Below are 13402 nucleotides of genomic sequence, written 5' to 3' on the forward strand. Positions count from 1 at the left end.
CCCTGTGGCACCCTGAGCGCATGGATCATGACGCCGCGCTCCCCGGCACCGACGACCGCCTCCGCGCGCTGCGCGCCGCCCTGGAGGGCACGCTCAGCGCGCGCATGGGGATGGAGCTCGAGGAGCTGGCCCCGGAGGGCGGCGCGATGACGATGCCCGTGGAGGGCAATCTGCAGCCCGCGGGGCTCCTCCACGGCGGGGCGACGATCTCGCTCGCGGAGACGGTCGCGTCGATGGCCGCGATCCTGCAGGCCCGGGCGGTCCACGGAGAGGGCGCCGCAGCTGTGGGCACCACCGTCTCCGCCGTGCATCACCGCTCTGCGCGCTCGGGGCGCGTGCGCGCCACGTGCACGGCGCGCCAGCTGGGCCGACAGGTCGCGGCGTATCTCGTGGAGGTCCACGACGAGCAGGGCACGCTCATCTCGACGATCCAGGTCACGACCCAGCTCCTGCCCCCGCGCTGACGCGCGCCGAGCACGGGCCCGCGCGCTCGGGACCTGTCTCCGATCGGCGATCCGCTGCGCACGATCCGCTGCGCTGCGCACCGCCGACCCGGGCGGGTCACTCCTTGCCGGAGCCGCCCAGCTGGTCGACGACCGCGTCGGCCACCTCGCGCATGGTGAGCCGTCGGTCCATCGAGGTCTTCTGGATCCAGCGGAACGCCTCGGGCTCGGCGAGCCCCATGTTCGCCTGCAGCAGGCCCTTGGCGCGGTCCACGCGCTTGCGGGTCTCGAACCGCTCACCGAGATCCTGGATCTCGTTCTCCAGGCCCACGATCTGGGCGTAGCGGGAGATCGCGATCTCGATCGCCGGCAGGAGATCCGCGGCGGTGAACGGCTTGACCACATAGGCCATCGCTCCGGCATCGCGGGCGCGCTCGACGAGCTCCGACTGGGAGAACGCGGTGAGCATGACGACGGGCGCGAGGTTCTCCTCGCCGATCTCCTCCGCCGCGGTGACGCCGTCCGCCTGCGGCATCTTCACGTCCATCACGACGATGTCGGGGCGCAGCTCGCGCACCTTCTCGACGGCGCTGACGCCGTCCCCGACCGCGGCGACCACGTCGAAGCCCGCCTCGGTGAGCGTCTCGACGATGTCCATGCGGATGAGGCTCTCGTCCTCGGCGACGACCGCGGTGCGGCGGGCGGGAGCAGCGCCCTCCTCGGCGACGGCCGGGGCGTCCTGGACCGCGGTGTCGAGCTCAGCGTCGGGGTCGCGCGGGGTGTCCTCGTTCATGGGGTCGGGCTCGCTTCCTGTGCGTGCGGCGGCAGAGCCGCGCACTGTTCGTTGTGGCCGGGTCCGGGCCGGGGCGGCCCCTCATCCAGCGGGTATCATTCTAGACCAGCTCATCCTCGGCGCACCGGGTCCACCGGTCGCACCGCTCTGTCGGGCGGACGGCGCGTGCACACCCGTGCGCGTCTGCCGGCGGATGGCGCTCCCCCTCACCGGGGCGAGCCGGATTGGCGGAATGGTAGACGCGGCGCACTCAAAATGCGCTGTCCGTGAGGGCGTGCGGGTTCGAGCCCCGCATCCGGTACGACAGGAGCGGGGCCGGCAGTCGCTGCAGCGACTGCCGGCCCCGATCGCATCCCGGCCCGCCCCTCGCGGAGCGGGCCGTGATCCCTCAGCTGTTCTCTGCGCCCTGGGCGATGCGATCGGCCTCGATGCGCGCGGACTCGGTGCCGTCGAGATCGCCGATGCGGTGCACGCGCAGGGTGTTGGTCGAGCCGTGGACGCCGGGGGGCGAACCGGCCGCGACGACCACCAGGTCGTTCTTCTGCAGGCCCTTCTGCTCGCGCATGAGCTCGTCGACCACGCGCACCATCTCATCGGTGTCCTTCTGCATCGGGACCAGGATGGCCTCGATGCCCCAGGACAGCGCGAGCTGGTGGCGCACGTGCTCGTACGGGGTCAGCGCCAGCAGGGGGATTCCGGGGCGCAGGCGGGCGAGACGGCGCGCGGTGTCACCGGACTCGGTGAAGGTCACGAGGTACTGCGCGGAGAGCTGGGCGCCGATCTCCGCCGCCGCGCGGGTGATCGCACCGCCGCGGGTGTGGGGGATCGTGCCGAGCGGCATGATGCGGTCGGCGCCGTTCTCCTCGGTGTTGCTGATGATCCGCGCCATCGTGCGCACGGCCTCGAAGGGGTACGCGCCCACGCTGGTCTCGCCCGAGAGCATGACCGCGTCGGCGCCGTCGAGGATGGCGTTGGCGCAGTCCGAGGCCTCGGCGCGCGTGGGACGGGGGCTCGTGATCATCGACTCGAGCACCTGCGTGGCCACGATCACGGGCTTCGCGTTGCGGCGCGCGAGCTCGATGGCGCGCTTCTGCACCAGGGGGACCTGCTCGAGGGGCAGCTCGACGCCGAGGTCGCCGCGGGCGACCATGATGCCGTCGAAGGCGCCGACGATCGCGCGCAGGGCGCGCACGGCCTGGGGCTTCTCGATCTTCGCGATGACGGGGACGCGGCGCCCCTCCTCCTGCATGATGCGCAGCACGTCGTCCATGTCGTGCGCATCGCGCACGAAGGAGAGGGCGATGAGGTCGCAGCCGAGGTTCAGGCCCCAGCGCAGATCGGCGATGTCCTTCTCGCTCATGGCGGGCACGGAGACGGCGACGCCCGGGAGGTTGATGCCCTTGTGGTTCGAGACGGGGCCGGGGACCTCCACGACCGTGGTGACGTCGGTGTCGGTCACCTCGGTGACGCGCACCGAGACCTTGCCGTCGTCGATCAGCAGGACGTCACCGGGGCGGCAGTCGCCCGGCAGGCCCTTGAAGGTGGTGGAGACGCGCTCCTTGGTGCCGACGATGTCGTCGGTGGTGATGACGAAGGTGTCGCCCACGGCGAGGTCGTGGGGGCCGTCGGCGAAGTTGCCGAGGCGGATCTTCGGGCCCTGGAGGTCGACCAGCACGGCCACGTTGCGGCCGAGGTCCTCGGCGGCCTTGCGGATGTTCGCGTAGACGGCCTCGTGGTCGTCGTACGTGCCGTGGCTGAGATTCATCCGCGCCACGTTCATGCCGGATTCGATCAGAGTGCGAACCTGCTCGTAGCTGCTGGTCGCGGGACCGAGCGTGCAGACAATCTTCGCTTTGCGCATGTCAACCCATCTGTAGAAGTGGTCTGGCCGATGGCCGACCCCTGCAGACGGGCGACACTGAGCGCACCTCTGACGGGGTCGCATCACCGGGATCCGTTGTCCCCACCCTATCGCGCCTCGCGGCGCACAGCGAGAGCCTCGCCGCGAGTTCCCCTCCGCGCGGCGAGGCTCTCGGCTCAGAGCGCGAGCGCTCTGGCGTGCGGGGCGACAGGGGCGGGAAGGGCGGTGGAGCCCATGAGGTGCGCATCGACGGCGGCGGCGCACGCGCGGCCCTCCGCGATCGCCCAGACGATGAGGCTCTGCCCGCGGGCGCAGTCGCCTGCGGTGAAGACGCCGGGGACCGTCGTCTCCCAGCGCTCGTCGTGCGCGAGGTTCCCGCGCGAGTCACGGGCCACGCCGGCCTCGCGGAGGCCCTGGTTGTCCTCCGGTCCCGTGAAGCCCATCGCCAGCAGCACCAGCTGCGCAGGCAGCACCTGCTCGGTGCCGGGGGCGGGCACGCGGCGGCCGTCCTCGATCACCGTGCGCGCCACCCGGATCCCGGCGACCGCGCCGTCCTGGTCGACCTCGAACCCTGTCGTGGAGGCGAGGTAGGAGCGGTCCCCTCCCTCCTCATGGGAGCCGGAGACCTCCAGCAGCACCGGGTGCAGCGGCCAGGGGTGGCGCTCGTCGCGCTCGCTCGGCGGCTGGTAGCCGATCGCGAGCGTGGTGACCGAGCGCGCGCCCTGGCGCAGCGCGGTCCCCAGGCAGTCCGCCCCGGTGTCGCCGCCGCCGATCACGATGACGTCCTTCCCCTCGGCCGTGATCTGCCCGGGGACCTCATCGCCCTCGACCCGGCGGTTCGCCTGGGTGAGGTACTCCATCGCGCTGTGGATCCCCGCCGCCTCGCGGCCGGGGACCGGCAGGTCCCGAGGGGCCTGCGCGCCGGTGGCGAGCACCACCGCGTCGAAGCGGCTGCGCAGCTCCGCGAGGCTGATCGCGCCCTCTCCCTCGCCGCCGACGGCCGCCCCGGTGCGGAAGCGGGTGCCCTCGGCGCGCATCTGCTCGAGCCGCCGCGCGAGGTGGCGCTTCTCGAGCTTGAACTCGGGGATGCCGTACCGCAGGAGCCCGCCGATGCGGTCATCCCGCTCGAGGACCACGACGCTGTGCCCGGCGCGCGTGAGCTGCTGGGCGGCGGCGAGACCCGCGGGCCCGGAGCCGACCACTGCGACCGTGCGGCCGCTCTGGCGGGGCGCCTCCAGCGGCGTCACCCACCCCTCCTCGAAGGCGCGATCGATGATCGAGACCTCGATGTTCTTGATGGTGACCGGGGGCTGGTTGATGCCGAGCACGCAGCTGGACTCGCAGGGAGCAGGGCACGCGCGGCCCGTGAACTCCGGGAAGTTGTTCGTGGCGTGCAGGCGCTCGGCGGCCTCGCGCCAGTCCTCCCGGTACACGAGCTCGTTCCACTCGGGGATGAGGTTGCCGAGCGGGCAGCCCTGGTGGCAGAACGGGATGCCGCAGTCCATGCAGCGCCCCGCCTGGCGCGGGACCACGCCCTGCTGGCCGTGCTCGCGGATCTCGTAGACCTCGCGCCAGTCCATCAGCCGCAGCGGCACGGGACGGCGAGCGGGCAGCTCGCGGTCGCGGACCTTCAGGAAACCGCGGGGATCAGCCATGGGAGCCCTCCAGGATCGTGTTCCACACCTCGTGGGAATCGGGGTCGATGCCGCTGTCGGCGGCGCGCTCGCGGATCTCGGTGATCCGCAGGAACTCCCGCGGAGCGATCTGCGTGAGCCGGGACAGCAGGCCGTCGGGATCGGCGAGCAGGGCGCTCGCGCGGTCGGAGCCCGTGCGGCGCGCGTGCTCGGCGATGGTCTCGAGCACGAACTCTCGGTGCTCGGGGCGCACGGGGGTGATCTCGAAGCCGGGCGTGTCGTCCGGGTTCAGGACGTCGGGGTCGAGGTCCAGCACGAACAGGGTGCCCCCGCTCATGCCGGCGCCGAGGTTCCTCCCCGTCGGGCCGAGGATGACGATCGCGCCTCCGGTCATGTACTCGGCGCCGTGGTCGCCGATGCCCTCGACGACCATGGTGGCCCCGGAGTTGCGCACGCCGAACCGCTCTCCGGCGCGGCCGGCGAGCAGCAGGGAGCCGCTGGTCGCGCCGTAGCCGCAGGTGTTGCCGGCGATCGTCGCCGAGTCGAGGGAAGCGGGGGTGCCGGCGCCGTGGCCGATCGCGATCACGCCTCCGGACAGGCCCTTGCCGACGTAGTCGTTCGCGTCTCCGGTCACCTCCATGCTCACGCCGGAGGGCAGGAACGCGCCGAGGGACTGCCCGCCCGTTCCGGTGAGCTCCAGGACGATCGAGTCCTGCGGGAGACCCGCGCCGCGATGGCGGCGCGTGACCTCGTAGCCCAGCAGGGTGCCGACGGTGCGCTGGACGTTGCGGATCTCGCCGCGGATCCGCACGCTCTCGCCGCCCTCGAGGGCACCGGCCGCCTGCGCGATCCAGGGATGGTCCGCCGCGATCTCCAACGAGTGCTCCTGCTCCCGCGTGCGCCGCACGTGGTCGCCCTCGAAGATCTCGGGAGCGGAGAGGATCGGTCCGAGGTCCAGCCCCTCCTGCTTGAAGCGGCGGTTCGCCTCCTCGACGTCGAGCAGGTCGATCCGGCCGACGGCCTCGTCGAGGCTCCGCAGGCCGAGCGCTGCCAGATGCTCTCGCACCTGCTGGGCGACGAACTCGAAGAACGTGACCACGTAGTCCGCTCTCCCGGTGAAGCGCTCGCGCAGCTCCGGGTTCTGCGTGGCCACGCCGACCGGGCACGTGTCGAGATGGCACACGCGCATCATGATGCAGCCGGAGACCACCAGGGGCGCGGTCGCGAAGCCGTACTCCTCGGCGCCGAGCAGCGCGGCGATGACCACGTCACGGCCGGTCTTCATCTGCCCGTCGACCTGCACCGTGATGCGATCGCGCAGGCCGTTGAGCAGCAGGGTCTGCTGGGTCTCCGCGAGGCCCAGCTCCCACGGGGTGCCGGCGTGCTTGAGGGAGTTCAGCGGGCTCGCGCCGGTGCCGCCGTCGTGGCCGGAGACGAGGACGACGTCGGCGTGGGCCTTGGAGACCCCCGCCGCCACCGTGCCCACGCCGAAGCGGGAGACGAGCTTGACGTGGATGCGCGCGGCGGGGTTCGCCGACTTCGCGTCGTGGATCAGCTGGGCGAGATCCTCGATGGAGTAGATGTCGTGGTGCGGCGGCGGGGAGATCAGGCCGATGCCCGGCGTCGAGTGCCGGGTGCGCGCGATCCACGGGTAGACCTTCTCCGGCGGGAGCTGGCCGCCCTCGCCGGGCTTCGCGCCCTGCGCCATCTTGATCTGGATGTCGCGCGCGAAGGCGAGGTACTCGCTGGTGACGCCGAAGCGGCCGGAGGCGATCTGCTTGATCGCGCTGTTGCGCTCGGGATCGTGCAGGCGGTCCGGCTCCTCGCCGCCCTCCCCCGAGTTCGACATCGCGCCCAGGCGGTTCATGGCGATCGCGAGCGTCTCGTGCGCTTCGCGCGAGATCGAGCCGTAGCTCATCGCGCCGGTCATGAAGCGCGTGACGATCGAGGAGACCGGCTCGACCTCCTCGAGCGGCACGGGCTGAGCGGCCTCCGTGCGCAGGCGCATCAGGCCGCGCAGCGTCATCAGGCGCTCGGACTGGTCGTCGACCTCGTCGGTGTAGCGGCGGAACTCGTCGTACTGCCGCTCCCTCGTCGAGTGCTGCAGGCGGAAGACGGCCTCGGGGGTGAACAGGTGGGGCGGGCCCTCGCGCCGCCATTGGTACTCCCCTCCCACCTCGAGACGGCGGTGGGGGCTGCCCACGCCCTCCGGCGGGTAGGCGAGCGCATGGCGCTGGGCGCACTCCGCGGCGATCACCTCCAGCCCGATCCCGCCGAGCCGGCTGGTGGTGCCGGGGAACCATTCGTCCACGAGCTCCTCGGACAGGCCGATGGCCTCGAAGAGCTGGCTGCCGCGGTAGGAGGAGACCGTGGAGATCCCCATCTTGGACATGATCTTCAGGACGCCCTTGCTGAGCGCCTGCACGAGGTTCGCGACGGCGCGCTCCTCGCCGACCCCTCCCACGAGGTCACGGGCGGACAGGTCCCCGGCGCTCTCCAGCGCGAGGTACGGGTTGACCGCGCTCGCGCCGTAGCCGATCAGCAGGGCCACGTGGTGGATCTCGCGCACATCCCCGGCCTCCACCAGCAGCGCGGCGCGCGTGCGCCGGCCGGTGCGGATCAGGTGGTGCTGGACGGCGCTCGTGAGCAGGAGCGAGGGGATCGGTGCGAGGGCGGCGTTGGAGTCGCGATCGGAGAGCACCAGGAAGGTCGCGCCGTCGTCGATCGCGGCGACTGCCTCCTCGCACAGCTCCCGCAGGCGCTGCTCGAGAGCGGGCGCGCCGCCTTCCACGGGGTACAGCCCGCGCAGGCGCACGGTGTGCAGGTCCGCGGTGCGGGGGTTCGCGGCGATCGCGAGGATGCGCGCGAGCTGGTCGCTGTCGATCACCGGGTAGGGCAGCTGGAGCTGGCGGGCGTGCGCGGGCGTCGCCTCCAGGAGGTTGCGCGCCTCGCCGATGCCGACCCGCAGGCTCGTGACCACAGCTTCGCGGATCGAGTCCAGCGGGGGGTTCGTGACCTGGGCGAACGCCTGGGTGAAGTAGTCGAACAGCAGGCGGGGTCGGTCCGACAGCACGGCGACGGGAGTGTCGGTCCCCATGGCGCCGATGGGCTCGGCGCCCTTCGCGGCCATCGGCGCGAGGAGGATCCGCAGCTCTTCCTCCGTGTACCCGAAGGTCTGCTGGCGGCGGGTGATCGAGGAGCGCGAATGCCAGACGGGCTCACGCTGCGGGAGGTCGGCCAGAGCGATGGACTGCTCCGCGAGCCACTGGCGCCAGGGGTGCTGCCCGACGACCTCGGCGGCGACCTCCCCGGACGTGAGGATCCGTCCGGCCTCGAGGTCGACCGCGAAGATCTCGCCCGGGGCGACCCGGCCCTTGTGCGCGATCCGCTCGGCGGGCATCGGGATCATCCCGGCCTCGGAGCCGAGCACGACCAGTCCGTCCTGGTCGATCCAGTAGCGCAGCGGCCGCAGGCCGTTGCGGTCGAGCTTCGCGGCGACCGTGGAGCCGTCGGAGACGACGAGGGCGGCGGGGCCGTCCCAGGGCTCCTGGATCGCCGCGTGGAACTCGTAGAAGGCCCGCCGCTCCGGGTCCATGCGGGGATCGTTCTCCCACGGCTCGGGGACCAGCATCATCATCGCGTGCGGGAGCGAGCGGCCGCTGAGCACCAGCAGCTCGAGGATCTCGTCCAGGCTCGCGGAGTCCGAGGCGCCGGGGCTGCTGACCGGGAGGATCCGCGAGAAGTCCTCGCCGAAGGCGTCGGTGGCCATGCGGCCCTCGGCGGCGCGCAGGCGGTTGCGGTTGCCGACGACCGTGTTGATCTCGCCGTTGTGGGCGAGCATGCGGAAGGGATGCGCGAGCGGCCACGCGGGGAAGGTGTTCGTCGAGAAGCGCGAGTGCACGATCGCCATCTCGCTCTCGTAGCGGGGATCCGCGAGGTCCGGGAAGAACGCGCCGAGCTGGGCGGTGGTGAGCATCCCCTTGTAGACCATGGTGCGCGTGGACAGGCCCGTGAAGTAGCTCGTTCCGGCGTGCTCGCTGCGTCGGCGCACGGCGATGGCGGCGCGCTCGAGCGCGAGGCCGCTGCGCTCCCCCGCGGGGTCCGTCAGCAGGAGCTGGGCGAAGTGCGGCTGTGCCGCGCGAGCGCTGGGGCCGACGAGCCCGTCCACCACCGGGACCTCGCGCCAGGCGAGGACATCCAGGCCCTCCTGCGCGGCGATGTCCTCGATGAGCGCGGTCTCCGCGGCGCGCGCGGCCGCGTCGGCGGGGAGGAAGCACAGGCCCGCGGCGTACTCCCCCGGAGCGGGCAGGGCGATCCCCTGCGCCTCGAGCTCCTCGCGCAGCAGGCGGTGGGGCAGCTGGGTGAGGATCCCGGCGCCGTCGCCGGTGGTCTCCTCGGCGCCGACGGCTCCGCGGTGGTCGAGGTTCTCGAGCGCGGTGAGCGCGTGCTCGACGATGTCGTGGCCCGCGCGGCGGCGCGTGGTGGCGATCATGGCCACGCCGCAGGCGTCGTGCTCATCCGTCGGGCGGTAGAGCCCGGCGGCAGCGGGGAGGGCGGAGAAACGAGAGCTCAGGGGACGCATGCGCGGGTCCTTCCATGGCCGGGGCGGGGGCCGGGCGTGGATCCGCGGGCAGACGGGTCGCCCGCGGGCACCCATTGCCTGCGCACACTGTACGCAGTGCTCCCGCAGTCTGGGACGAAACTGCTCAGATCATGAGACGGGATCAGTGGAGCGATGCCGCCGGGCGCGCGAGCCGAGCTCCCAGCTGCCGTCCGCTGCGACCGCCTCCCCGCCGCGGTGCGCGCGCCGCCGCGTCAGCAGCACGAGCATGAGCACCGAGATCACCAGCACCACCAGCGCGATGACCGTGTGGATGCGCAGCGCGCCGATCATCATCACCGGCTCGGTGCGCAGCGAGTCGATCAGAGCGCGGCCAGTCGAGTAGATCGCCGCGTACAGCCAGAACGTGCGCCCGCCGCCGAGGCGGAAGCGGCGCGAGAGCAGCACCAGCACGGCGCAGCCGGCCAGGTTCCACAGGATCTCGTAGAGGAAGGTGGGCTCGTACGTGCCCGGCGTGCAGCCGGGGATCACCCCGCCGTTCTGCCGGCAGGAGATCTCCACCGCCCAGGGCAGATCGGAGGGGCCGCCGTAGAGCTCTTGGTTGAACCAGTTGCCCAGGCGCCCGATGGCCTGGGCGAGCAGCAGGGTGGGCGCGATGACGTCGGCGAGGACCGCGAAGGACGCTCCGCGCACGCGGGACATGATCCACACGGCGAGGCCGCCGCCGGCGACCGCGCCGTAGATCGCGAGGCCGCCCTCCCAGATGCGCAGGATCGCCCAGAGGTCGCCGTCCTCGCCGAAGTACGGGGCGGGAGAGGTCAGGACGTGCCAGATGCGCGCGCCGATGATCCCCGCGATCACCGCAGCGAACACGATGTCGAACAGGTCGTCCGCGCTGCCGCCGCGGGACTGCCAGCGCCGCGACGCCCAGAGATACGCCGCCGCGATGCCCGCCAGGATGCACAGGGCGTAGAAGTGGATCGTCAGCGGTCCGATGCTCAGCGTGGAGACCGTCGGGCTCGGGATCCCCGCCAAGATCATCGCGGCGAGCCGTCCGCTGCGCCGGCGCGCGCGCGGTCCACGCCGGCGCGCAGGTCCTGAGCGGTCTGCGCGAGAGCGCCGAGATCGCCCTCGCCGGCCATGATCGCCTTGACGAAGGCGGAGCCGACGATGACGCCATCCGCATAGGCGCCCACCTGCGCGGCCTGCGCACCGGTGGAGACGCCGAGGCCGACGCAGACCCGCTGCGCCCCGGCCGCGCGCGTGCGCTCCACGAGGCCCGCGGTGGCGTCGCTGACCGAGGTGCGGGTGCCGGTGACGCCCATCGTGCTCGCGGCGTAGACGAATCCGCGGGTGCGCTCGGCGACGTAGGCCAGTCGCTCGCGCGGAGAGCTGGGAGCGACGAGGAAGACGCGGTCCAGGCCGTGGCGATCGCTGGCCTCGATCCAGTCGCTCGCCTCGTCGGGGATGAGATCGGGGGTGATGAGACCGGCCCCGCCGGCGTCCGCGAAGCGGCGCGCGAACGGCTCGACGCCCCGGGCGAGGATCGGGTTCCAGTAGGACATCACCATGATCGCGGCGCCGCGGCCGGAGAGCGCCTCCACGGCGCGCAGCACGTCGGAGGTGCGGGTGCCCGCTGCGAGAGCGGCGGTGGCCGCCTCCTGGATGACGGCGCCGTCCATGACGGGGTCGGAGTAGGGAAGCCCCAGCTCGATCGCGTCGACCCCGTGGTCGATCAGGGTGCGCGCGGCGGCGATGGAGGCCTCCACGCTCGGGAACCCGACGGGGAGGTAGCCGATGAGCGCCGGACGCCCCTGATCGAGGGCCGCATCGATGACGTCGGCGCTGCGCAGTCGCTCGCTCATGCCCGATCCTCCGTGATGTCCTGGCCGGCGGTGGCAGCCGGCATCGTCGAGCGGGCGAGGTCCCGCAGTGCGGTGAGATCGGCGCGCCCGTGCCGCGTGAGCCCGTCGGTGCCGGTGGGCTCGGCCTCCTCCGGCTCGGTGCCGTCGTCGGTCTCGTCGGCGGGGTCGCCGTCGAGGAGCCCGAACCACTCGGAGGCGGTGTGGACGTCCTTGTCGCCGCGGCCGGAGAGGTTCACGATGATCACCGCTCCCTCTCCGAGCTCCTTGCCGAGCGCGATCGCGCCGGCGAGGGCGTGCGAGGACTCGATCGCGGGCATGATCCCCTCGGTCATCGACAGCAGGGCGAACGCGTCCATGGCCTCGGCGTCCGTGATGCCGCGGTACTCGGCGCGGCCGATGTCCGCGAGCCAGGAGTGCTCGGGGCCGACGCCCGGATAGTCCAGGCCCGCGGAGATCGAGTGGCTCTCGATCGTCTGGCCGTCATCGTCCTGGAGCATGAAGCTGCGGGCGCCGTGGAGGACGCCCGGCCTGCCCTTCGAGATCGTGGCCGCGTGGAAGGGCGTGTCCACGCCGTCGCCGGCCGCCTCGCAGCCGATGAGGCGCACGTCCGCGTCGTCGAGGAAGGCGTGGAACATGCCGATCGCGTTGGAGCCGCCGCCGACGCACGCGATGACCGCGTCGGGAAGGGACCCGGTGAGGGCGAGGACCTGCTCGCGCGCCTCCTCGCCGATGACCTTCTGGAAGTCGCGCACGAGGCTCGGGAAGGGGTGCGGTCCCGCGGCGGTGCCGAAGATGTAGTTCGACGTCTCCACGTTGGTCACCCAGTCGCGGAACGCCTCGTTGATCGCGTCCTTGAGCGTGCGCGAGCCGTGGGTGACGGGGACGACCTCCGCGCCGAGCAGCCGCATGCGGGCGACGTTCAGCGCCTGGCGGCGGGTGTCCTCCTCGCCCATGTAGATGGTGCAGTCCAGGCCGAAGAGCGCCGCGGCCGTGGCCGTGGCCACGCCGTGCTGGCCGGCGCCGGTCTCGGCGATCACGCGCTTCTTGCCCATGCGCAGCGTCAGCAGCGCCTGGCCGATGACGTTGTTGATCTTGTGGGAGCCGGTGTGGTTGAGGTCCTCGCGCTTGAGCAGGATCCGCGCGCCGCCCGTGAGGCGGGAGAAGCGCGGCGCCTCCGAGAGCAGGGAGGGACGGCCGGAGTACTCGCGGGCGAGCCGGGACAGCTCGCTCGTGAACTCGGGATCCACCAGGGCCTTCTCGTAGGTCTCGGAGACCTCGTGGAGGGCGGGGAGGAGGGCCTCGGGCAGGAACTGGCCGCCGAAGCGTCCGAAGTAGGGGCCCTGGGCATCGCGCAGGGCGGTGGAGCTGTCGCTCATCGTGCGGTCTCTCCGTTCGCTGAGGGGGTGGACAGGCGCGGGGTGCGGCCCGTGCGGGGGACCGTGCTGAAGGCGCGCACCGAGGCGGCCGGATCGCTGCCGGTCACGAGGGCCTCGCCGACGAGGACGGCGTCGGCCCCCGCGGCGGCGTAGGCCCGGACATGGGCGACGGAGAACACGGCGCTCTCCCCCACGGCGAGCGGCCCGGCAGGGATGCTCCGCAGCAGGGCGGCGGCGCGGTCGAGGTCGACGTCCAGGGTCTTGAGGTCGCGTGCGTTCACGCCGATGAGCTGCGCGTCCAGGGCCAGAGCCCGCTCGAGCTCGGCCTCCGTGTGGGTCTCTACGAGGACCTGCATCCCGAGCTCCGTCGCGAGCGCATGCATCTGCGCGAGCTGGGAGTCCTCGAGGGCGGCCACGATGAGCAGGATCAGGTCCGCGCCGTGGGCGCGCGCCTCGTGCACCTGGTACGGGTCGACCATGAAGTCCTTGCGCAGCACCGGGCAGTCGACGGCGGCGCGCACGGCGTCGAGATCCGCGAGGGACCCCCCGAAGCGGCGCTCCTCGGTCAGCACGCTGATCGCGCCCGCGCCGCTGCTCTCGTAGATCGAGGCGAGAGCGGCGGGATCGGGGATCTGCGCGAGAGCGCCCTTGGAAGGGCTGCGCCGCTTGACCTCGGCGATCAGGCCGACGGCGGAGCCGTCGCCCGCGATGCTCGCCCGCGCGTCCCGGGCGGGATGAGCGGCCGCCGCCTCCTCCTGGATCTGCTCGAGCGGGATGCGCGCACGCCGGGCGGCGAGATCCTCCTGCACACCCGCGATGATCGCGTCGAGCACGGTTCCGGTCGAGGTCACTGATCCTCCATGGGGTGG

The 13402-nt window shown here is 72.4% G+C and carries 9 protein-coding genes and 1 tRNA gene; 2 read left to right on the forward strand and 8 right to left on the reverse strand.

Annotated elements, in window-relative coordinates; genetic code table 11:
- Positions 1-20 precede the first annotated feature (20 nt).
- Positions 21-464, forward strand: coding sequence for a hotdog fold thioesterase (locus Bequi_RS08345; protein ID WP_249737476.1), 444 nt, complete (start codon positions 21-23; stop codon positions 462-464).
- A 97-nt stretch (positions 465-561) separates the two neighbouring features.
- On the opposite strand, the gene Bequi_RS08350 is transcribed toward Bequi_RS08345, so the two are convergent.
- Positions 562-1236: an ANTAR domain-containing response regulator gene (locus Bequi_RS08350; protein WP_249737477.1), complete on the reverse strand. Its 675-nt coding sequence runs from the start codon at positions 1234-1236 to the stop codon at positions 562-564.
- A 218-nt stretch (positions 1237-1454) separates the two neighbouring features.
- On the opposite strand from Bequi_RS08350, the gene Bequi_RS08355 reads away from it, so the two are divergent.
- Positions 1455-1537 (forward strand) — tRNA-Leu (locus tag Bequi_RS08355).
- 87 nt (positions 1538-1624) lie between these two features.
- On the opposite strand, the gene pyk is transcribed toward Bequi_RS08355, so the two are convergent.
- The 7 genes from pyk to trpC form a co-directional block, all read right to left on the reverse strand.
- A complete protein-coding gene (gene pyk, locus Bequi_RS08360) occupies positions 1625-3097 on the reverse strand; it encodes a pyruvate kinase (RefSeq protein ID WP_249737478.1) in 1473 nt (490 codons plus the stop codon).
- A 176-nt stretch (positions 3098-3273) separates the two neighbouring features.
- On the reverse strand, positions 3274-4752 hold the full coding sequence (locus Bequi_RS08365) for a glutamate synthase subunit beta (protein ID WP_249737479.1): 1479 nt from the start codon (positions 4750-4752) through the stop codon (positions 3274-3276).
- A complete protein-coding gene (gltB, locus tag Bequi_RS08370) occupies positions 4745-9313 on the reverse strand; it encodes a glutamate synthase large subunit (protein ID WP_249737480.1) in 4569 nt (1522 codons plus the stop codon). The genes Bequi_RS08365 and gltB overlap by 8 nt, the downstream gene beginning before the upstream one ends.
- A 129-nt stretch (positions 9314-9442) precedes the next feature.
- Positions 9443-10333: a prolipoprotein diacylglyceryl transferase gene (gene lgt, locus Bequi_RS08375; protein ID WP_249737481.1), complete on the reverse strand. Its 891-nt coding sequence runs from the start codon at positions 10331-10333 to the stop codon at positions 9443-9445.
- Positions 10330-11157, reverse strand: a complete 828-nt coding sequence (gene trpA / locus Bequi_RS08380; RefSeq protein WP_249737482.1) for a tryptophan synthase subunit alpha — start codon at positions 11155-11157, stop codon at positions 10330-10332. The genes lgt and trpA overlap by 4 nt, the downstream gene beginning before the upstream one ends.
- Positions 11154-12533 carry a tryptophan synthase subunit beta gene (gene trpB / locus Bequi_RS08385; RefSeq protein WP_249737483.1) on the reverse strand — a complete coding sequence of 460 codons (1380 nt, stop codon included), beginning with the start codon at positions 12531-12533 and terminating at the stop codon, positions 11154-11156. Before trpB ends, trpA begins: the two co-directional genes overlap by 4 nt.
- On the reverse strand, positions 12530-13384 hold the full coding sequence (trpC, locus tag Bequi_RS08390; protein WP_249737484.1) for an indole-3-glycerol phosphate synthase TrpC: 855 nt from the start codon (positions 13382-13384) through the stop codon (positions 12530-12532). Before trpC ends, trpB begins: the two co-directional genes overlap by 4 nt.
- Positions 13385-13402: the final 18 nt, after the last annotated feature.

The sequence above is a fragment of the Brachybacterium equifaecis genome (assembly GCF_023509525.1).
GTDB classification, from domain to species: domain Bacteria; phylum Actinomycetota; class Actinomycetes; order Actinomycetales; family Dermabacteraceae; genus Brachybacterium; species Brachybacterium equifaecis.